Raw genomic sequence first — 22,262 nt, forward strand, 5'->3', positions numbered from 1 at the left:
ATTTAATGTTTTAGTCGGTTTTAACCGACTTCTGCTATGAGGCGGGGAATTCATTCCCCGGCGGACTCTGGGTGAATGCGTGGGAATTGATTCCCCAGCGGACTCTGGGTGAATTCGAGAATCAAATATACAATCCCAAAATTCCCAAAATCCCATGCAACAATACCTGACAATCAAACAACTTACAGAAGCGGTAAAAGGCACAATTACCCCTCGGATGGTGCGACACTATCACGCTTTGGGGCTGCTATCTCCGGCGGTACGATCGACTTCTAACTATAGATTGTATACCCGCAGCGATGTGCAAAGGCTGCAAAGAATAGTGGCACTCAAGCAGCAAGGCTTTCAACTGTCTCACATCCGCAAACTGTTAGAAACTGATGCGGATGCTTCGCCTGACGCGCTGATGGCGACTCTGCAACGGCAATATCTGTCGGTTATTCAGCAAATTGTTCGCCTCAGAGAAACGGCTTCGGCGCTGGAAGGATTGCTGGGACGGGATATTTCCTGTCAAGCGGTGCAAGCGGACGCATTGGCGCAATTAAGGCTGTTGCAGGCGGAAACTGAGGGGGGGTGGGATGAGTTGGAACAATTTTGGGAGGGTTGGGATGCGGGGGCGCACACTCACCCGGAGGATTTTGGGGAGTCGTTGCAGCTTTTGTTGCCGGATTTGGCCGATCGCTCGGAAATTGAGGTAGACTTGCTTTCTAAACTGGTGTTAGCTTGCGGAGATTGTTCGCTGCTGCCGTTTGTGAAGTTGAGCGAAACGGCGATTAAATCGGCGCGGGATGCTTTGAAAAATCAGTGTCAAATTGTGGCTGATGTGCCGCCTGTTTTTGCGGCTTTGGATGGGACAAGATTGGCGCATTTGGGAACAAGTATTGCAACTTTAATTGATGATCCGCACATCAATGCTGCGGCGGAAGCGGAACAGGAATTCTGGCAGCAGCGTGAGTGGTTTGATAAGTTGTTGAAACTGGAAAAAGGATGTATATTGGTGATAGGATATGCGCCGTCTGTGCTGATGGCGGTTTGCGAGGCGATCGAGTGTGGGCAATTGCAACCGGCTTTGGTAGTTGGAATGCCGATCGGTTTTAGTCATTCTCCGGTGGCGAAACGGCGGTTAGTGCGATCGGGCGTTGCTTATATTACGACTGTGGGAACTTTTGGCGGCGGATTGTTGGCGGCGGTTGCTTTGAATGCTTTGGTTGAGTCTTTGATTGAAAAGCCGAATTGTCACTGTCATCTTAAGTAAAGATGGGATTTAGGTTGGTTGTGACTTAATTTGTATTTTGCTCTTTCAGAGGTTTTAATCCCTGATAGGGAGTTTGGTTAATTGCGGCGTAACAATGGGACAGTTACTAGATGAAATTATAAGTTTCAATCCCTGATAGGGAGTTTGGTTAATTGCGGCGTCAAAATTAACTAAAGGGAAAAAAGCCTTTACGTTTGGTTTCAATCCCTGATAGGGAGTTTGGTTAATTGCGGCGGAAAGGATTCGGCGAAGGAAACGAACGACAAATCGTTTCAATCCCTGATAGGGAGTTTGGTTAATTGCGGCGGGTTAGAGAGTTACCACTTATGGGAAGAAATAGGTTTCAATCCCTGATAGGGAGTTTGGTTAATTGCGGCAAACCCGCCGCGTCGCAGGCTACTATACGGTAGAGGAATTAAGTTTCAATCCCTGATAGGGAGTTTGGTTAATTGCGGCGTGGATGTGGTGCGGAAACCCCCCGAAATTCTAAAAGTTTCAATCCCTGATAGGGAGTTTGGTTAATTGCGGCTAGCGCTACTAGAGGTTCTTGCTTTTAGTCTTAGGTTTCAATCCCTGATAGGGAGTTTGGTTAATTGCGGCTAGAAAACTGAGAAGCTCTAGCCAACTCATTTAAGGGTTTCAATCCCTGATAGGGAGTTTGGTTAATTGCGGCATAATGCCAAAAGGTGTAGCCTTCACAGGTCAAGTTTCAATCCCTGATAGGGAGTTTGGTTAATTGCGGCGAATCTTATCATGATGCAACAATTCAGAGTAGCCAAGTTTCAATCCCTGATAGGGAGTTTGGTTAATTGCGGCTCTGGCGGACGGTTCCTTTGTCCAGATTCCCCGCCAAGCCGAGTTTCAATCCCTGATAGGGAGTTTGGTTAATTGCGGCCAGAAATGTTTGCTACCGTACAATTTCCTATTGACGGTTTCAATCCCTGATAGGGAGTTTGGTTAATTGCGGCGAGTAAATTATTTTCCTGTTCCTTCTCCTCTGCCGTCTGTTTCAATCCCTGATAGGGAGTTTGGTTAATTGCGGCTTTTCGCCCGTCGCTGCGGGTAAAATTCATGTTGTGTTTCAATCCCTGATAGGGAGTTTGGTTAATTGCGGCAGATGGGACTTATAAAGTAATTTGGAATAATTACTTAGGCGTTTCAATCCCTGATAGGGAGTTTGGTTAATTGCGGCTCGGCTTACGATATAGCAGGTCTTCCTTTGTATCCCGGTGAGTTTCAATCCCTGATAGGGAGTTTGGTTAATTGCGGCAGCCGACTGGATTTCATTAAGCGCAACCGCAACTTCCTCGTTTCAATCCCTGATAGGGAGTTTGGTTAATTGCGGCCAAAGTCCAAAGACAAAAATTGTTAGCTTGATTTCCCCAGTTTCAATCCCTGATAGGGAGTTTGGTTAATTGCGGCAATCAGTTTGATTAACTCCAGCAAAAGCTTGTTGGTTTCAATCCCTGATAGGGAGTTTGGTTAATTGCGGCCTGCTGCGGTACTCACTAACGCTACGGGATTACCTTTAACTGGGTTTCAATCCCTGATAGGGAGTTTGGTTAATTGCGGCTTTGCCGTCGTCGGCGATCGTCCCGCTCATCGTCGGACTTTCGTTTCAATCCCTGATAGGGAGTTTGGTTAATTGCGGCCGTAGCGGAAAGAGTCATTCTCTGTAAGCCAAGTAGTTTCAATCCCTGATAGGGAGTTTGGTTAATTGCGGCCTGTACCGACCGCATTAACAAGGTAAATATGTCCTGGTCGCGTTTCAATCCCTGATAGGGAGTTTGGTTAATTGCGGCCAGAGCTCAAGCAGCCGCTGGGCGAAGAGTCGCGGGTTTCAATCCCTGATAGGGAGTTTGGTTAATTGCGGCGCTTCAATATTTTGGGATGAGTGCAGGATACGCAAATCGTTTCAATCCCTGATAGGGAGTTTGGTTAATTGCGGCACGACTTACACAACTTCCAATAATGCTCCAACTGGGTTTCAATCCCTGATAGGGAGTTTGGTTAATTGCGGCCGACTGGCTTGCAGTCGGGAAGTTCGACGCATTTATTGTTTCAATCCCTGATAGGGAGTTTGGTTAATTGCGGCTCGCACGGATTAAGAGAAGATGCTGAAACAGATTTAGTTAGGTTTCAATCCCTGATAGGGAGTTTGGTTAATTGCGGCAAGTCTTATTAGGCTATCCAGTAAGTTAGTTTACTGGGTTTCAATCCCTGATAGGGAGTTTGGTTAATTGCGGCCGAAGTTGGCGAGGTATCAGACGGATTTCATACTTTTGTTTCAATCCCTGATAGGGAGTTTGGTTAATTGCGGCTTTATCCGATTGTTAGTATTGGAGCCGAGCCTTTGTTTCAATCCCTGATAGGGAGTTTGGTTAATTGCGGCAGAGCTAGTATTCGCTCATGTGTAACCGTATCTGTGTTTCAATCCCTGATAGGGAGTTTGGTTAATTGCGGCTAAGCGGTAAGTTTTTCCAGTTCATTCATTGCAAGTTTCAATCCCTGATAGGGAGTTTGGTTAATTGCGGCGCTTTTCGGGGAGGTATTCCAAGGTCTTGCCGAAGCTGTTTCAATCCCTGATAGGGAGTTTGGTTAATTGCGGCTCAAAATTCTTGGCGTAGAACTTGGATAAACCAAAGTTTCAATCCCTGATAGGGAGTTTGGTTAATTGCGGCTATTAAGCGACGGTGGAAGGCGTTGATTGAATCAAAGAGTTTCAATCCCTGATAGGGAGTTTGGTTAATTGCGGCGCCCGTATTAAGCGCGAGGATGAGTTAGCCAAGTTTCAATCCCTGATAGGGAGTTTGGTTAATTGCGGCATTACTTAGGATTCAAGGGAGAGCAGCAAATCAAAGTTTCAATCCCTGATAGGGAGTTTGGTTAATTGCGGCGCCCGTTCCAGAGGCTTTGCTGTATTTGGTTTTCAAGGTTCATTTGCGTCTGCATAAAACAAAAGTACCATTTCAGCCTTCGACTTGTCAATACCCAACTTTTCAGACAGCCCTCAAACCCTTGTCCCGCATAGATTTCAGCGATTGCGTCTACCATTTTATTGCTTGAAGGGCCTCTAACCCTTACAGCATCTACATTATAGCCCCCCAATTTAACACCTCGATTTTTACACCTACTCATAGACGCATTTTCCACCCAAAAACAGACATCAACCGATCACCACTTACCCAAAGCCCCCCAAACAGTACCCGAAACCACCCCCCAAATCGCCCCCAAACCAGCCCCCACGATCGCCCCCGCCACAGGCCCCAACTCCACCGGCACCCCAGCACTAACAGCCGGAAACATCGCAGACACCCCCGCACCCAACACAGCACCCGCAAAAGTCCCCAAAAAACTGCCCCAAATCGCCCCCAAACTCCCACCACTTACACCCGAAGGCTGAAACGAAATCGGCAACTTCGGCGCAAACCCGCAAAAACCCAACAAACCGCCAGAAACCACACCTCCAACAGAACCGACACCAGCCGCCACGATCGCCACACCCAGCAACAAACCCGCAAACTCATTCACCGGCCGCATCTGGACACCGTACTGCTGCCAAACCACCAGCCCAGCCCCCAAAAAAACACCAGCCAGAGTCCCCACAAACGAACCCCAGACGGCCCCCAAATACCCTCCCCGTCGGCCCCACACCCTCCCCATCGGCAGCGCCAGAGGAGGCTGAAAACTCGCCCAAACACAGCCCCAGACAGCACCAACCCCCGCCCCAGCCAAAATCCTCTCCCCGATCCCCGGAGTGCTATTAATCGCCCCAAACACCGCACCGCCGATCGCCGCCAACAAAAAAGCCCCCCAAGACGCCCCCACCAAAACACCGCCCCACTTCCGCCAAATTTGATTCGGCGACAAAGTAAAAACCCCCCACATCACCCCAAAAAAACAGCCCCAAATCGAACCAACAAAAATCGCCCCCAAAATAGCACTGCCGCCCTCAGCTATTGCCGAATAAATCCCCCCGATCGCCGCCAAACACAAACTACCCCAAACACCTCCCCAAGCAGCATCCTGAAAAATGCGCTCAAACTTGCCCACCGGAAGCTGAGGCGCAGGAGTCCGACTCCGAGAAGACATTGGCATCGGTAGCAACGGCACTGCGTACTGGCCCATGGGGCGCGACAGGCCCGTGGCGGGCTGTTGCCGACGCACTGCGGGCTTGGGCACGACAGGCGGTGGTTGGGGCTTTTTACGCTTGGTTTTCGCGGGCTGCAAGTGCAATCCGTGGCTGATTGCTTGCCGCGAAGGAAACGGATCGCGCCCTTTGAGGAGTTTTGCCCGATCGCACCAAGGACACCGACTGAGATGATTTCCGTACTTATGCTGACTGTTTTTGCTGCAAGTTACCAAAGCATCTTCCGCTTCCCGAATCGCATTCACCCAAGTTTTCGCATCCGGGCGCGCCGCCGGATTGCCGTGCCCTTCCTCAAAACAGCGGATAAACAGTTGCCGCAGCCGGGGATGCAGCATCTCAAAAGGAGGCGCAGCGGGCATCGGGCGGTAGGGAATCCGCTTCGTACCTGTGGGGAAATGGCCCGATCGAATTCTCGCTTCCAAAGACGGCGGTTCATCGCTACCGAGATAAACTCCCGCAAACGGATGCGTACCTTCCATCAGCAATTGAAAAATTAATACCGCTAAACCGAACAAATCGTGCTCTGGAGATCGATCGATATCGCGGAAAGTCTGCCCCTGCAACTCCGGCGGCGTAAACTCCGGTTTCCCCACGGGACACCGATAAACGTAACCCGTATAAGGATCGCGGACTTGAAACGAATCCGTGTCCACCAGCGTTACCAGCGCCGTATCCGTCACGAGAATGTTCGACTCGTTTACATCGCCGATGACGTAACCCCTGACGTGGAGGGCATTTACAGCCGAGGCGAGGTTTCTGGCGGTACGGTGGAGGTAAAGATAGCTAAATAGCGGTTTTTGTTCGCGCCTGGTTTTGGGAGTGTAGAAAGTGTGTACCGGCATCACTTTGTTGACGCGTGGCATCACAAAACCGACGATTTTTTCGCGCCCGCCGACAGTATGCAGCAAATCGATCGGCCAAGCAATGGAAGCGTGCCCGGGTTCCGCGATCGGCGCATCCGGCGGCATACTGAACATGACTGTGAGTTTGTCGCCGTCTTCGTCTGTCGGTTTGTGGTAGATTTTTGCTACAAGGGACGAGTCTTGGGCGATCGGGTAGATGCGACCTTCACCCCCACTGGCGATCGCGTTTTTGGTGTCGATCGCAATCAGTTGTCCGCTAAATTGGCGCTGCAACTGCATAGAATTCGCTTAGGGTATGGGGGCATCAATCGATTTTAGATTTGAGATTTTGGATTTTAGATTAAAGAAAGCTACCCCACTGATAAATCCGTAATTCTATTTTATTGTGGGGAGTAGGGGTTGGGCAGGAGAGCCCGCCCTGGAAAATTCAGCAACAGGCTACGAGGGCCTGTTCCACGATAATTCTATTTTATTGTGGATTGGGCAGGAGAGCCCGCCCTGGAAAACTCAGCAACAGGCTAAGAGGGCCTGTTCCACAATAGTTCAATTTTATTGTGGGGAGTAGGGATTGGGCAGGAGAGCCCGTCCTGGAAAACTCAGCAACAGGCTAGGAGGGCCTGTTCCACAATAGTTCAATTTTGCAGTTGTGCTTACAATTGATTGGGATCGATGCCCATTTCTCGGAGTCTTGCTTCCAAAGCTTGCGATCGCGATCGTTCTTGTTCCAGCAGCATTTCTGCCTGTTCGGCCCGGATCTGTTCTTGTTCGGCCCGCGCCTCAGCTTGCTGGATCTGTCGATCGAGTTCCACAAAACTTCTAAACGGTTCTCCAGAGGGCCCGAACATTTCGAGTCCTGTTTCTGATAATTGAAACCGCACTCCCAGTCTCGGACTTACCCAACCATCAATTTGTTCGATCGGTTCTAATTTTCCCTCAGCCCGCAACCATCCTATCAGTTCCAATTTTTCGGGATCGTACAAATAGTATTCTTCCACACCATAGCGTTCGTAAAATTGAAATTTTTGCATCATCGGAGTCAGACGATTTCCCCGCGACCAAATTTCAAATGCGACTTGTGGCGCAATATCATTTTCATACCACTGTTGATAGGAACCTCGATATCCTTTGGGGATGCCAAAAACTGCCATTACATCTGGTGCTTGAGACAGTTTGTTATTGCCTTCCACCGGATACCAAAGCAAGTCACCTGCTACAAAAACATTTGGATCGTCGGCAAACAGCAATTCTAAGTTTTCTTTAATCCAAACAATTAATCGAAACTGATCCGTATTGTTTGACATCGGTTCGCCGTTATCGTCGGGGTAGATGATATTTGATTTTTCGGGAGATTGCAGTTGTGTAACCATTGCTGTTTCCCCAATTTTTTTGACAATTTGATTTTATTTCAGTCGATCGCCTGTTTCCTCTTCCAGTTCGTCAACTGCGGTTTGGATAAAGTTATCCACCAACCAGTCGCGGGTACGCGAGAAATTGCTTCTCAACTCCAGGTACTGACTGCCTAGTTTTGCCTTAAAGTCTTTGGGGAAAATCTCTTTGGCGACTAACATATTTTTCCAGCGAGTTAGCTGGCTGGCGTTGCGTTCGGGAAAGCGGTTGTACAAATAGTCGATCGCGATCGCATCTAGAATATCCGCCCCCAGGATTTCCCGGCGTTTCACCTCGTTTTCTGGCCCTGTTTGTCGCCGCTGAGTTATCTCCCCATGCTGGCAAACATTTGGTTCAATCAAGTGCTGAATCAGCCAGTTTTCTGCACGAAAAAAATCGCGATCGAATTCTAAGTAAATCGCGCCAAACAAAGCTTCACAAGTCTCCGAAAAAACTCTATTGCGATCGCTTTCTTCTGTTTCTCTCCCATTCCATACGCGCCAACTGAGTTCGTTGAATTTCAGATTTTGTGCAAAATCCGCAAGTTTTTTGGGTTCTGCTAAACGAGCTTTTAAGGTTGAGATAGCATCGGGATCTAGTTCGGGATATTCGCGGTAGAGGTAATCGGTAACAATAGCACCGAAAATCGCTCCTCCTAGGAGTGACAGGCGTTTGTACTTAACCTCTTGCCAAGCGGGAGACTCCTCCGGGCGATCGGAGTAATAGCTGGTAGAGGAACGGCAATTTAAGGCAATTTCCAGCAGTTTTGTCTGCTGAAAGCTGGAAAGGTCGATCGCTGCTTTGACTGCTTCAATATCTACCTTTTTATTTTTTATTAGCTCTAATTCTTCTTCACATTTTCCCCACTTTTCCAACCAATCACCGCCCGCGTCTTCCACATACAAATCCACAAAATCTACCCCGTAATTCATCCATTCATCCTGCATTTTTCTGGCTGCTTCCAGTTCTTCCCAGACTTTTTGCAAGTTATTTTCAACGGTATGTGTACCTTGTACTGTCATAGTATTTGATTTTGATGTAATTAGATTTTATTTCCAACAATTTCACCGCAATTAAATCAAATCTCAATTCAATTTAGGCAGACTTGCTAGTTATTTCACCCGATTGATTGCTGCGGTAAATGTTCCCATTGCTTAGCCTTCGTATCAAGCACCTCTTGCCTGTGTCTGGCAAACCCCTCCCGGAGACAGAAAAGGGGAGGAAAAATCTTGCTCTGTTTTCCCTTTTCCAGAATCTGTCTGGGGACTAGGCTGTTGCCCTTCTCGAAAATTGTGCAATATGTGAGTTAGTCAAATTTTTTTTCACAGAGTTTGGAGCAGTCGAACTATTCTCAGCAGCAGATATGCTTGATTTACGGGAACTTGAGGTAACGACCTGCGGGCAAATTATCACTATTATATAATGCTATATTAACTAACTGATTCAGGAAATTTGCATCGTTTTTATCATAACTTAAAAATAATCCTCTGTCAATCCCCCAATCTTGAAGAGTTTGTTGCCAATTATGATATTTTTGTTCAGAGAATTCATCCGAAAGAGTTGTGACTTGAATGCAGAGGGGCTGCTGTTGGCGGCTACTAACGATCGAATCGGTTGCCATAGAAAGATCTGCAACATATCGATACAAAACAGTGCCTTGGCGATCGACTATTCGGGCTGCGATCGCACGAATCACGATATCATCACCCGGATCGAATTGGCCGGCCTTGAGTTTTTGTTTCCAGATGTAAAATTTGCGATCGTTTTCGCTCAGCCATTTAGGAAATAGATAGCTGTACCAATACCTTTCCCCCGGCGTCATTAACTCAAACGCGGCTTGCTGTTCTCTTTCCGAAGGTAGAGATTGAACTGCCAGCCAAACCTGAGAATCTCGGATAAGCTGCAGCAAAAAAGCCATCACAAATTTTTTAGCAGTTAGCGAACCGGGTTTAACATCTTTCACCCAGCGATTGATTTCATCCAATCTTCTCGCCAAACTCGGATCTATTGGATCTGCGGCGCTAATTAGGGAGTTGAGCTTATCCTTAATCTCTTGTGCTTGCAAACGACGACCTACTGTACAGACTAAAGCAGAATTGTTGACACCTCGATTTTATTATAGAACCGCGCCAAATTTTCACCGCTGATGAGGTTGAACGCATTAGACTTGTTGCAAAATTCAGAATCGGAAATTTTTAACCGCAGATCGACGCCAATTCACCCAGATGGGTATTGGCTGTGGCAAAATGTTTATTTTTAATTGTCCTGTGCCTCCGAACTCGAAAAAGTTGCTAGCAATAATGTTAAGTCATCATCGGTGCGTTCGGAAACGCGGGGCGATCGCAAAAATGACTCTAACTGCTGTTTCGCATCTTCTTCTTCTTTCCACTCGCCCGAAAACCGAAACAAAGGCGCAAAAAACGGCTTGTGCGGCGTGCCTTCTGGGATTTTGAGGGCTAGCATTTGCAAGCCGTCGGAAAACACCGCCAAGTGCCGCAGTTTTTCCCGAAGTACCTGAAATTGCGCTGTTTCAATTGCATTCGGCGAAATCAAAAAGATAGTTTCGTTGATGTATTCGCCGCAGGGGGGTACAGTCAGGGCGATCGCATTTCCTGCACTATCACCTGCTACCGCCGCACCGTCGCCGATTTGAGCAACGGCGATTAATTCCGGCGTAGCAACAACAGCAATTAAAGTGCAGGCTAAATCTCTCGCAGCCACTTCCCGCACTGCCGCTTCTGCTTCCACCTGCGCCCGCGCAACTTGCAGTGATGCTGTCAAGAATACCTGCCATTCATCGTCATTTTGAGGCAGCCTTTCCTGTTGCTGGCAAATCGTTTCGACAACCGCTTCCACAGCAATTTTTGCCCCAACTTCTGCGAGTGCTGCCGAGCCCGCACCATCGGCAACCGCTGCCGCTAAAACACCGTTTGGCAAGAGACGCCAGCAGTGGGCATCTTGACAAGGCTGCGATCGTTTTTCGTGGCTCGTACCTATCACCGATGCCGCTACAACTTGCCAATTAAAGGATGAATTCTGCATTAATAACTCTTTAACTCAAAACTTCGTAAATTCACAACTATGCAAAGTCTGGACGGGTTTATTTATCCCTAATTAGGTAGGGCGATGCACACCACACTTTACTAATTTGGTAGGGCGATGTACACCACACATTACCGCTTGTCACATACTAATGACCAATGACCAATGACCAATGACCAATGACCAATGACCAATGACCAATGACTAATAACTAAACAGTTCCCCATCCGGGTGGGGGCAGTGCTACTTGTTCATCAATTTTTGAGTGAGAAACTCTCTGCATACTAGCCGACAGCCAGATGAACATCTCTCTAAAGTCTAATCCTCTCAATTTTACAGGCGTGCGCTCGACAATTTGCGCGAGACGAGGAATATTAGCACCTTCCACTCCGACTGCAAAAAATGCCACGCGCTTGTTAATTTCTTCCTCTTTAATCCGCTGTGCTGCTATTTCCACAACATCGTCGGATTCACCTTGAGGTTCGCCGTCAGTAATCATAAATACCCACGGGCGGTAGTAGGTAATGCCGTTGTTGCGGTATTCCGATTTGCGGGCCGCAATGGTATCTAATGCTAGCTGAATGCCGGCGCCCATGTGGGTTTGTCCTTGAGCTGTCAGCAGTGGCGTCTCGAACTGGTCGGCGGTAACGAAGTCTTGCACGATTTTGATTTGATTGTCAAATGAAATAATCGCGACTTCGACTCGCTTTTTAGCTAGTTCGTCTTTAATTAGGTCATTCCTAAAAATTTCCAGCCCCTCATTCAAGGCATCTATGGGTGCGCCTTGCATGGAGCCGGAGGTGTCCAGCAGGAGGACGCAGGGACAGCGCGGCTCTGGGTTTTCGGCAAATTCTACGGCTTCGTCTAGTCTCATGGTTCGGGGTTGACCTGGGAGTGGCTCGATTTCTAGGTTTGTTACTTTCTACCCTAGCAAGTAGGTGACATATTTAACTCAATCTGCCCGCTGGCGATCGTATTTTACCATTTACGTGAATCGATTTTTGATTTTTGATTGTATATTTTAGATTTTAGAATTGGATGTCTGCCGTCAAAAAAACAAAATTCTTCCTGCCTGTGGTAATATAGGCTAATAGTATTACTGCAAAATAAGGATAAATCTTATGATTGCAACAGTCACACAGCAATTAACCTTTGACCAATTCCTTGTAGAATGTCCAGAAGATGGACGTTATGAACTGGTAAATGGAGAAATAGTAGAGATGAATTCCACAAGAAATCATGATGATGTTGCTAATTTCCTGTTATTTGGCTTCAACGATGAAATCCGGCGACTAAATTTGAATTATGTAGTCAACACTACAGCCGTTATCAGAACTGTAAGTAAAGCCGGCATCGAACAAGGGCGGAGACCGGATGTCAGCGTCATCGATCGCGATTTGTGGCGATCGAACCGTTCTGCTTATGCTGCAATGCGGGAACCAATTCAACTGGCAGTGGAAGTAACATCAACAAATTGGGAGGACGATTATATAGACAAATTGGACGAATATCGGCGCCTCGGAATTCCTGAGTATTGGATTGTCGATTATTTAGCAATTGGCAGCAGGGAATTTCTGGGAAATCCCAAAATTCCAACTGTATTGGTTCACCTTTTGGATGCAGATGGCAATTATCAAAGAAGCGCGTTTAAAGGCAGCGAACGAATTGTGTCGCGGACTTTTCCCGAATTAACGCTGACAGCAGAAGATGTGATGAATGTTTAACTTCGGTTAATCCAGCTACCCAGACTATTATCCCTAAAAAATTACTAAAAATATGAAATCTATTTCTGATAATAAACTTTCTAATCAAAAAGCTATTAGTCCTTGGAGTTACAAACCTTGGTGGTGTCAGCCTTGGTCGATTCTTTTAACTGGTACTAGCCTGATTAGCGGTAGTTGGTTTTTATTAAAAACTGTTTGGATAACGGTTTTAGTCGCGATTCCTTTATTAGCTTGGATGGGCTTTTTCTTGTTAGTTTGGCCGAGGTTGATGCTGTCTAGCGGAGTTTTGGATTCCGATGCAGATTAGGTTTTGGTGACGCGCACCTTATGTTTAGGGTAAGGTGCGCGGTCATTGGTGTGAACTTAACGTTAAACCCTCAGTCCGGCAGGGTTTGAAACAACAGCCTCAAAGCGAAAGTCCTCGCTATGAAGACTAATGAGTTCTTCAGTCCTCTTTGAGAGGACTTTCGCTATCAGACAGGGAATTCATTCCCTGGCGGACTGCCGGGTGAGCCGGAGGACTGGCGGACTAAAAGCTTCAGTTGACACTAATAGTGCGCCCTGCACACCCTACCTTTGAGTGTTTCCCAGTCTAGGCTTGCGGGTAATAGTCTTGAATTGCTTTTACTTCCATCGGGTGAGATTTGAGCGATCGAATTCCCGCTGCTGTCGCTTTGGCACCGGCTATTGTGGTAATAATCGGGATTTTGTAAGTCAAAGCTGTGCGGCGGATAAAGATTCCGTCGGCCCGGGATTCTTCGCCGGAAGGTGTGGTGATAATTAGTTGAATTTTCTCATTTTTGATCGAATCCAACAAATTCGGCCGCCCTTCGTGCAGTTTCAATTCCAAATCTACCTCTAAACCTTGCTCTCGCAAAACTTTGCGTGTCCCGTGAGTTGCGACTACTCGGAAACCCAATTCTAAGAATTCCTTGACAACGGGTACAACTGCTAGTTTGTCCCGATCGCGCATCGAAACCAACACGGTTCCAAACAGCGGCATCATTTGTCCAGCACCTAATTGAGCTTTGGCAAATGCTTTACCAAAATCGGTGTCAATTCCCATGACTTCGCCGGTCGATCGCATTTCTGGCCCTAACAAGGTATCAGTTCCTGGGAACTTAGCAAAGGGCAATACAGCTTCTTTTACCGAAACATGAGTGGGTATAATCTCTTCAGTAAAACCCAAAGCTTCTAGAGTTTTGCCAGACATGACTCGCGAGGCCATTTTTGCTAAGGGAACTCCGATCGCCTTGGAGACAAAAGGCACTGTTCGAGAAGCGCGCGGGTTAGCTTCCAAAATGAAAACTTCTTCCCCTTGAACGGCAAATTGAATATTCATCAACCCGATTACTTTCAGGGATTTTGCTAATTCTACAGTCCAGCGACGGATTGTTACCAAAGCTGCATCAGAAAGTGTTTGGTAAGGGATAGAACAAGCAGAGTCGCCGGAGTGGATTCCCGCTTCCTCAATGTGCTCCATAATACCGCCGATCGTCACATTGCCAGTAACATCGGCGATCGCATCGACATCAACCTCGATCGCATTCTCCAAAAACTTATCAATTAAAATCGGATGATCGGGTTCTACCAGCACGGCATAGGTCATGTAACGTTCCAATTCCGTATCGGAATAAACAATTTCCATGGCTCGGCCGCCTAATACGTAACTCGGTCGCACCACTACCGGATAACCTATGCGTTGAGCTACTATTAAAGCATCCTCAAAACTACGGGCCAAACCGTTAGCAGCTTGCTGAATATCCAACTCGCGCAGAATCTTTTCAAATCGCTCCCTGTCTTCAGCAGTATCAATGGAATCCGGCGAAGTACCCCAAATTTTTGTTTGTACATCGGGGTGATTTTCGAGGGCTTTTTGTAAAGGAAGCGCTAATTTCAGTGGGGTTTGTCCGCCAAACTGAATAATTATTCCCTCTGGATTTTCGGCTTCGATGATGTTGAGAACATCTTCTTTTGTTAGCGGTTCAAAATACAGGCGATCGCTCGTATCGTAATCCGTCGAAACCGTTTCCGGGTTTGAGTTGACCATAATTGTCTCAAAGCCATCTTCTCCTAGGGAATAGGAAGCGTGACAACAGCAGTAATCAAACTCAATTCCCTGTCCGATCCGGTTGGGCCCGCCACCTAAAATCATCACTTTTCGCTTGGTAGAAGGCAAAACTTCCGACTCCGGCGCGAGACTGTGGCCCACAGGCGAAACTTTCTTTTCTTCATCGCCCAATTCCCAAATAGCCGCACCCGCTTCGTAGGTGGAATAATAATACGGTGTAAACGCTTCAAATTCAGCGGCACAGGTATCGACTGTTTTGTAAATCGGAATGACGCCTAACTGTTTGCGGTAAGCGCGAACTTGATCTTCCGATGTTTTGGTGGCGTAAGCAATTTGGCGATCGCTAAAACCCAACTGCTTTACTTCAAACATTGTCTCTTTTGTCAACTGTTCCAACCGCGTTCGTTTCAAGAACTTCTCAGTTTCCAGCAATTCCTGCATTTTATCCAAAAACCAAGGATCGATTCCTGTAAACTCGAAGATATCTTCCACCGACATTCCCATCATCATCGCGTGGCGAACTGTAAAAATGCGATCGGGATTTGGCGTCCGCAATCCGGCGCGAATTTGTTCCAAACTCGGCAACTTTTCCGGTTTGTCGCAGCCGAAACCCGCGCGGCCTGTTTCCAATCCCCGCAGGGCTTTTTGGAAGGATTCGTTGAAGCTGCGCCCGATCGCCATTACCTCCCCAACTGACTTCATTTGCGTTGTCAGAGTCGGTTCGGAACCGGGGAACTTTTCAAAGGCAAATCGGGGAATCTTCGTCACCACGTAGTCAATTGTCGGCTCAAAAGACGCCGGAGTTTTCTTGGTGATATCGTTGGAAATTTCGTCTAGGCTGTAACCTACCGCTAATTTTGCCGCCATTTTGGCAATAGGGAAACCAGTTGCTTTCGAGGCCAAGGCGGAGGAACGGGAAACCCTAGGGTTCATTTCAATAACGATGAAATCTCCGTTGACTGGATTGACGGCAAATTGAATGTTGGAACCGCCGGTTTCAACTCCGATTTCGCGAATAATTTTCACCGAAGCATCTCGCAGGCGCTGATATTCTTTGTCTGTGAGAGTTTGCGCCGGGGCGACGGTGATCGAATCGCCGGTGTGGACGCCCATCGGGTCGAGATTCTCGATCGAACAAATAATCACTACATTATCTGCCAAATCTCGCATTACTTCGAGTTCGTACTCTTTCCAACCAATCAAAGATTGTTCGATCAAAATTTGGGATACTGGACTGGCATCAATCCCGCCTTGTGCCATTTCTTCAAACTCTTCTTGATTGTAAGAAATGCCGCCTCCCGTGCCGCCCATTGTAAAAGCAGGACGAATAATTAACGGATAACTGCCGATTTGGTGACCAATGGCTTTGGCTTCGTCGAGAGTGTTGGCAATTCCCGAAGGGCAAACGGCGACACCAATTCGCGCCATCGCTTCCTTAAATAATAGCCGATCTTCTGCCATTTCAATTGCTGGCAATTTAGCACCAATCAACTCGACGTTGTATTTTTCTAAAACGCCATTTTTAGCGACGGCAACTGCTAAATTTAGCGCCGTTTGACCGCCCATAGTCGGTAAAATTGCTTGAGGTCTTTCTTTAGCGATGATTTGTTCGAGGATGGCCGGCGTTAGAGGTTCGATGTAAATGCGATCGGCAGTTTCCGGATCGGTCATAATCGTTGCCGGGTTGGAATTCACCAACACTACTTCAAAACCTTCTTCTCGCAAAGCTTTGCAAGCTTGTGTCCCTGAATAGTCAAATTCGCACGCTTGACCGATAACAATTGGGCCGGAACCAATGAGAAGAATCTTTTTTAAGTCTTGACGACGGGGCATAGGTTCGTAATTAGTAATTGGACAAGGTTGAGGATTAATTTGATATTTTGCATCAGTCTTAGAAACAGGCTTTCTAAGCTGTTCCCCCAAAAGCTTACTCAAAAAAGTGCAAGTTTTGTTGTTAATTTGAAATTGTGCACCATTCTCAGCCTTTTGGAAGCAGAACCTAGCAACTCCGGCCCACAGACACCCCCAGCTAACCAGAAATATTGATGAGAAAAGGGTGCAGTCGATCGGTAAATCAAGACTATTTTAAGTGTTGCGGTCAAATCGTGTTCTAAAATACACAATCCATTTATTCCGCCAGATTAATCATTGTAGGGACACTCCAAGAAGCCATTGGTGTCAACTTAACGTCAAACCCAATCACAGACTGTTGTTTGAGTATTAAATCTAGATCCCCCCTAGCCAACCCCTACTCCCCTTAAGAAGGGGGGGACAAGAGTCTTCTCAAAGTCAACCCCTACTCCCCAACAATCAGGGGGATTTAGGGGGATCTAGACTTAGCTAAAACCTAGATTTATCAATGGTTTCAGGCGATTGTTGACACAACGAAAGACACGGTTTCCCTACCGTATTTCACCCTATTTTTAGGCTTTGCGCGATCGGCGAATGAGTACGCTTATAACTTGTCCCGGCTGTGCGCCTCGCTGGGGCGGACTCCAATCCCCGACGGCGGCAAATCCCAGTCGGTACAAGGTGTGGATGGTTTCTAACACGGCGGCGCGGGAACCGACAACCGTTATCCGCACGACTTCCTGTTCGGATACTGCTGAGTCGTCATTTGGACGCGCGGAAAAGTTATCGTCAGGCACGAATTCCTGTGACATAATATGATCTCCTGGTTTTTGGTTTTCTAGGAAAACCCAAAAACCCAGCCGCCCCGCACGTTAACACAGAGCAGGGCGGCTACAGAGAATGTTAGAATTCTCAATCAGCCTCCATACTGCTTACTCAGTTTGGCGGTAGCTGTCCATTGCTGCTGGTAACAGCTTTGGGCAGTGCAACTAGATTTTTGGGCGACGCGGGCCGCTTCCTCTGCAAGCAAAGCAACCTTAATTTCACAGCGTAGCCGCAGATGGGGGCCGCCGTCAATCGATTGCGCGATTTTAGATTTTAGATTTTAGATTGGGGTTTTCCTGCAACAACTTTATCGATTTTAGATTTTAGATTGAGATTTTCCTGCAACAACTCTCCGGTCTCTCCCACCCTCCCCTTTTCCCACTCTCCCCCTCTCCCACTCTCTCCTTCTCCCAGTCTCTCCCCCTCCCTCAATCCAACCTACTAAATGAGGGAATGCGCCGAGGAAGAGGTAAAATATGGAATCGTTCCAAAAGCTTAAAATCAAAAATCTAAAATACAGATATGCCTAGAACACAAGTGCGAATATTCCGTGCACCTGCTGCTTGAGGGCAGCCACATCAATTTTAGATTTTAGATTTTAAATTGTCCTCCAACAACTCTCCCCATCTCCTATGCCTAGAACTCCCAGCGAATATTCCGTGCACCTGCTGCTTGAGGGCGGGCACCGCGAAGAAGTGCGTTTCGCAACCCTGCAAGATTTTCAAAAATGGTACAGCAGTACGCTGGTGCCGAAACAAGATTCAAGAGAATTTCTTAACGTCCCGATCAAAAATATTCAAGGCGAATACATGGTAGTTCGGCCTACCAGCGTTCTCGCAATTCGCGTAGAACCGATATTTACTTCTAGCGTCGAACGATACAATGAATAAGGAAAATCATCAATTGAGTAGGGAAAATTGGAAATTGAGCAAGATTTTTCGCTATCAGCTATTGGCGATCGCCTGTTGCGTTTTGGCGATCGCTTTTTCGGTGCCCGCCGTTGCAGTTCCATCGCTGCAACCAATTAGTATAAATCAATTGCAAGCGAGTGAATTGGAGTCGATCGCCTTTGACGCTCAAATCTGGGGCGAAAATGGCAAACCGGGCGATAAAGAATTGCTGTTAAGGTCGATCGACCACAGCCTCCGCTATCTCAATACATCGGCCGCAGCCACTGCTTACAGCCGCTATCCAGTCGCAGGAGTTACGCGCGATCGAGTCCGCCGTTCCCTCGATCGATTCCGCCAATTAGTTGTCAGTTCCACAACCCCAGCACAACTTCAGGAATCTGTCAAGCGCGAATTTGTATTTTACAAATCCACGGGCAAAGACGGCAAAGGAACAGTAGCATTTACAGGTTATTTCGAGCCGACTTACGCAGCATCTCGGACGCCGAATTCCGAATACCGTTATCCCCTGTACCGGATGCCGCCAAACATGGCATCTTGGCCGAAACCTCACCCGACAAGATTGCAATTAGAAGGCGCAGATGCTTTGCAGGCAAGTAAAGGATTGCTGCGAGGATTAGAATTAGTTTGGTTGCGCGATCGATTCCAAGCATTTCTCGTGCACGTCCAAGGTTCTGCGAGATTGCAACTAACAGATGGTAGCGAGATGACCGTCGGTTTTGCAGGCAAAACCAGTCACAGTTATACAGGAGTCGGACGAGAATTAGTTAAAGACGGAAAGTTTACTTTAGAAGAGTTAACTTTGCCGAAACTAAGGGAATATTTTACCAACTTTCCCGCAGATATGAACAAATATTTGCCGAAAAATGAAAGCTTTGTATTCTTCCGGGATAGTAATGGAGCTCCAGCCACAGGAAGCATTGGAGTGCCAGTAACTGCCGAAAGGTCGATCGCCACCGACAAAGCTTTAATGCCCCCCGGCGCACTAGCATTAATTAGTACAAAACTCCCTTATCCGAATGGGGCGGGACAACTCGAACAAAATGCCGTGAATCGGTACGTTTTGGATCAGGATACTGGCGGCGCAATCAAAGGCGCGGGGAGAGTTGACGTATTTATGGGAACGGGGGATTTAGCGGGCGATCGGGCCGGTTATATCAACTCAACAGGAGAACTGTATTATCCGCTTTTAAAGTAGGAACAAAGCGAGTGGCCAGAAACCGGGTTTTTACAAAAAATATTCGCGATAATCCGCAGATTAGGAAAAAACCCGGTTTCTTCGATATTCACTCTATCTAGGTATTTGGTAATATGGGTTAGTTGGTTGGGTAGGGGCGGGTTTATCAATATTTGGGATGGGAATTATAGATTGTGGGCGAACCCGCCCCTACGGTATTTGATAATAAAATAATACATCTAAAATAGCAAAATTGGTAGGGCGGGTTAGCCGAAATTTATATCATCAAATAGCATAATTCATCAACCCGCACCCACCCATCCCAGATACTCAAACACCCGCCCCTTTCCCATCGCAGATACCGACAAACCTGTCCGCATTCGTATAAAATAGAAACAACCCAACCCATCCCCACAAATGCTAAACAAAATTTGGCAATTCCTCAAACGACTCATCCAGCGCCTATTAGGAACCGCACCCCCACCACCGCCGCCACCACCTGCGCCCCGCCCCACCCAAACTGACGCGGAATACGAGTCGAAATTCATGGAAATCCTGGAAGGGGTGAATGTCGGCTGGAGTCGAGGAGATGTAGCGGGATTCTTAATCGCAAAACGCCTTAAAGATGGTGAATTGGCTGCTTGGCTGCGACGGTTTGGGACTCGATTGTTAGAGGGGGAAAACCAGCAGGGCGGGTACGGGGGCACCGCCCCTACGGATGCGGTGGCATCGCTTCAGGAATTGGCGCAGCGGCTGGTTTTGTTAGGTAGAATTGGCAGCGGGGAATTGTCAGAGGTGGCGAGGCAAATTGGGCGGGAGATATTGACACGGTTTCCGCTGCCGGAGGTTGAGGAGGAGGAGACAAAGGGGAGGGTGATTGAGGCGGTGTTTGTTGGGGATGGTTTGGGTTTTTCTGGGACAGTGAACCGCAAAGGCGCAGAAGCTGCGGAGGCAGAATCGGAAGTTAATGTAGAGGCGAAAGCGTGGTGCGATCGGGGGAATGAGCAGTATAATTTAGGAAGATTTGAAGATGCGATCGCATCTTATACCCAGGCAATTGCTCTCCAACCAGACTATCACGATGCTTTGCACAACCGAGAGGTAGCGCAACGTAAGTTAGGCGAAATTAAATAGGCGAACTCGCTGGTATCCATAATTTTTGCTAGGAATTGCGATCGGTATGATAGTATTAATAATTAACCCATTTTTTGTCGCTAAGTATTATAGACTAAAATAGAAGTTGGAGGATTTAAATTATCACTACAAACTTACTTGGTAATGTGTACAGTCCGCACCTTAAAATATGTTTATCCTATGAGGATTAATCCCAAATCCTTGCATCCAAAACTCAAATCGAATGACACAAGTAATCGGCATTGACTTAGGCGGAACCGCAATTAAACTCGGCAGATTTAGCGAAGACGGCATTTGTCACCAATCCTTAACTGTTCCAACTCCTCAACCGGCAACGCCAGAAGCCGTTTTAGCTGCGATGACCGATGCTATTTTACAACTGAATCCGGTGGAAAATGCTGTAAGTGCGATCGGCATCGGCACTCCAGGCCCTGCAGACGCCGCCGGCCGCATAGCCAGAGTAGCAATTAACCTCAAAAACTGGCATAACGTCCCCCTCGCTGACTGGTTGGAAGCTAAAACCGGACTGCCGACAATATTAGCAAATGATGCCAACTGTGCCGGATTGGGAGAAGCTTGGTTGGGCGCAGGAAGGCACTTTAAAGACCTAATTTTAATAACTTTAGGTACAGGAGTCGGCGGTGCAGTTATCCTAGACGGCAAACTATTTGTAGGTCATCAAGGCGCGGCCGGAGAACTAGGATTGATTACTATAAATCCCGACGGCCCGGAGTGCAACAGCGGCAATCGCGGTTCTTTAGAACAGTACGTTTCGGTGCAAGCAATTCGCCGCGAAACGGGTTTGGAACCGCTAGAATTAGCAAATCTAGCTAAGTCGGAAGATGCCAAAGCTTTAGAATTTTGGCAAAATTACGGGCGCTATCTGGGTATCGGTTTGGCAAGTCTCATTTATATTTTGACGCCGGAAGCTATTATTATCGGCGGTGGAATTAGTGCAGGTGCAGAATTTTTCTTGCCGAAGGTTCGACAAGAAATTGAGCAACGTGTACTGCCGAGTTCTCGCGAGGATTTACAGTTATTGGTGGCTGAATTGGGCAATCAAGCAGGCATTGTAGGGGCAGCAAAATTAGCTTGGCAGCTTGTTCAATAGTTAAAATTTCAAAAAGCAGCGCAGTTTATTGCGCTTTTTTCATATCTAAACTTAGGGTGCAACCTAAGCACCTTACCCCAAAAAAAAATAAAATGAATGTTAGGATTTACTAAAAATAGTCTTCCTTCCTCCTTCATTGTTCATACTTATAACTAATGACTAATGACTAATGACTAATGACTAATGACTAACAACTAACGACTAATGACTAATGACTAACAACTAATGACTAATGACTGCTTCATGGCAGAGATTGTCCAGTGGTATTTTTAATGTAGTCCTGAATTTCTTGATAAGTTTCCGGGTTGTTTTGGCGCAGGATAATAATATTAGTTGCGCTGTCCGGCAGGCAAAAGCTTAGCCGACCGTTCTGTTCGCAAGCAAAAGAGCTAATTCGACTCATATCGATCGCAAATTCTTTGCGGTCATAATGAATTTTAATCCACGAACCTCTCGAATTGCGATCGATGGTTTTTTTGAGGTAATCGAGAACTTGCTTGTAAGCCTCAGAATTGCCTTGGGGATTGAGGATAATCGGCTGACTGCTATTAGGCAGCCAAAAGGTGAGACGCTTGTTATCCAGTTCGCTAGAAAAAGCACTAATAGTGTCAAGGTCAATTATGTATGTACTTTTCTCATAAGTAATTTTGCTCCAATAAGCCACAAAGCCTCCTCAAACCTGTGTTTCCTGGTATTTTAGGATAGTTTGACAACTCATACCATTTTAGATTTTAGATTTTAGATTTTAGATTGGGCATGACTGAT

General features: G+C 47.0%; 16 protein-coding genes and 1 CRISPR repeat array. Of the genes, 7 read left to right on the forward strand and 9 right to left on the reverse strand.

Going from position 1 to position 22,262, the window contains the following annotated elements:
- Positions 1 to 154 precede the first annotated feature (154 nt).
- Positions 155 to 1,255: a precorrin-8X methylmutase gene (locus QT984_RS00570; protein ID WP_333260731.1), complete on the forward strand. Its 1,101-nt coding sequence runs from the start codon at positions 155 to 157 to the stop codon at positions 1,253 to 1,255.
- Between the two features lie 51 nt (positions 1,256 to 1,306).
- A CRISPR array of direct repeats spans positions 1,307 to 4,152; the repeat unit is 37 nt; unit sequence GTTTCAATCCCTGATAGGGAGTTTGGTTAATTGCGGC.
- Positions 4,153 to 4,429: 277 nt separating this feature from the next.
- On the opposite strand, the gene QT984_RS00575 is transcribed toward QT984_RS00570, so the two are convergent.
- The 6 genes from QT984_RS00575 to QT984_RS00600 all read right to left on the reverse strand — a co-directional run bounded on the left by QT984_RS00575 (position 4,430) and on the right by QT984_RS00600 (position 11,570).
- Positions 4,430 to 6,547 carry a DNA-binding protein gene (locus QT984_RS00575; RefSeq protein WP_333372760.1) on the reverse strand — a complete coding sequence of 706 codons (2,118 nt, stop codon included), beginning with the start codon at positions 6,545 to 6,547 and terminating at the stop codon, positions 4,430 to 4,432.
- 371 nt (positions 6,548 to 6,918) lie between these two features.
- On the reverse strand, positions 6,919 to 7,635 hold the full coding sequence (locus QT984_RS00580; RefSeq protein WP_333372763.1) for a Uma2 family endonuclease: 717 nt from the start codon (positions 7,633 to 7,635) through the stop codon (positions 6,919 to 6,921).
- Positions 7,636 to 7,668: 33 nt separating this feature from the next.
- Positions 7,669 to 8,676 carry a ribonuclease III domain-containing protein gene (locus tag QT984_RS00585; RefSeq protein ID WP_333312929.1) on the reverse strand — a complete coding sequence of 336 codons (1,008 nt, stop codon included), beginning with the start codon at positions 8,674 to 8,676 and terminating at the stop codon, positions 7,669 to 7,671.
- A gap of 350 nt (positions 8,677 to 9,026) precedes the next feature.
- Entirely contained in the window at positions 9,027 to 9,719 is a 693-nt protein-coding gene (locus QT984_RS00590) for a hypothetical protein (protein ID WP_333207914.1), read from the reverse strand.
- Positions 9,720 to 9,910: 191 nt separating this feature from the next.
- Entirely contained in the window at positions 9,911 to 10,696 is a 786-nt protein-coding gene (locus tag QT984_RS00595) for a PP2C family serine/threonine-protein phosphatase (protein ID WP_333054289.1), read from the reverse strand.
- 211 nt (positions 10,697 to 10,907) lie between these two features.
- Complete coding sequence (locus QT984_RS00600; RefSeq protein WP_333054290.1) at positions 10,908 to 11,570, reverse strand: VWA domain-containing protein; 663 nt, start codon at positions 11,568 to 11,570, stop codon at positions 10,908 to 10,910.
- Between the two features lie 247 nt (positions 11,571 to 11,817).
- Between QT984_RS00600 and QT984_RS00605 the strand changes: the two genes are divergently transcribed.
- Positions 11,818 to 12,420: a Uma2 family endonuclease gene (locus QT984_RS00605; protein ID WP_333259489.1), complete on the forward strand. Its 603-nt coding sequence runs from the start codon at positions 11,818 to 11,820 to the stop codon at positions 12,418 to 12,420.
- Between the two features lie 52 nt (positions 12,421 to 12,472).
- On the forward strand, positions 12,473 to 12,727 hold the full coding sequence (locus QT984_RS00610) for a DUF6737 family protein (protein WP_333054293.1): 255 nt from the start codon (positions 12,473 to 12,475) through the stop codon (positions 12,725 to 12,727).
- Positions 12,728 to 13,012: 285 nt separating this feature from the next.
- Here the strand turns inward: QT984_RS00610 and carB are convergent, their stop codons facing one another.
- Together carB and QT984_RS00620 are read right to left on the reverse strand one after the other, a co-directional pair.
- A complete protein-coding gene (carB, locus tag QT984_RS00615) occupies positions 13,013 to 16,324 on the reverse strand; it encodes a carbamoyl-phosphate synthase large subunit (RefSeq protein WP_333054411.1) in 3,312 nt (1,103 codons plus the stop codon).
- Positions 16,325 to 16,914: 590 nt separating this feature from the next.
- Positions 16,915 to 17,154: a hypothetical protein gene (locus QT984_RS00620; protein ID WP_333054294.1), complete on the reverse strand. Its 240-nt coding sequence runs from the start codon at positions 17,152 to 17,154 to the stop codon at positions 16,915 to 16,917.
- Positions 17,155 to 17,799: 645 nt separating this feature from the next.
- On the opposite strand from QT984_RS00620, the gene QT984_RS00625 reads away from it, so the two are divergent.
- The 4 genes from QT984_RS00625 (at position 17,800) to QT984_RS00640 (ending at position 21,497) form a co-directional block, all read left to right on the forward strand.
- Positions 17,800 to 18,057 (forward strand): hypothetical protein, encoded by a 258-nt coding sequence (locus QT984_RS00625; protein ID WP_333054296.1) that lies wholly within the window; start codon positions 17,800 to 17,802, stop codon positions 18,055 to 18,057.
- Positions 18,050 to 19,273: a murein transglycosylase A gene (locus tag QT984_RS00630; protein WP_333372770.1), complete on the forward strand. Its 1,224-nt coding sequence runs from the start codon at positions 18,050 to 18,052 to the stop codon at positions 19,271 to 19,273. The genes QT984_RS00625 and QT984_RS00630 overlap by 8 nt, the downstream gene beginning before the upstream one ends.
- Positions 19,274 to 19,669: 396 nt before the next feature.
- Positions 19,670 to 20,386, forward strand: coding sequence for a tetratricopeptide repeat protein (locus QT984_RS00635; RefSeq protein ID WP_333372773.1), 717 nt, complete (start codon positions 19,670 to 19,672; stop codon positions 20,384 to 20,386).
- Positions 20,387 to 20,609: 223 nt separating this feature from the next.
- A complete protein-coding gene (locus QT984_RS00640; RefSeq protein WP_333054299.1) occupies positions 20,610 to 21,497 on the forward strand; it encodes an ROK family protein in 888 nt (295 codons plus the stop codon).
- Positions 21,498 to 21,738: 241 nt separating this feature from the next.
- Here the strand turns inward: QT984_RS00640 and QT984_RS00645 are convergent, their stop codons facing one another.
- Positions 21,739 to 22,161 carry a hypothetical protein gene (locus QT984_RS00645; RefSeq protein ID WP_333054300.1) on the reverse strand — a complete coding sequence of 141 codons (423 nt, stop codon included), beginning with the start codon at positions 22,159 to 22,161 and terminating at the stop codon, positions 21,739 to 21,741.
- Positions 22,162 to 22,262: the final 101 nt, after the last annotated feature.

The organism is Microcoleus sp. Z1_B2 (assembly GCF_036700325.1).
Lineage (GTDB): Bacteria > Cyanobacteriota > Cyanobacteriia > Cyanobacteriales > Microcoleaceae > Microcoleus.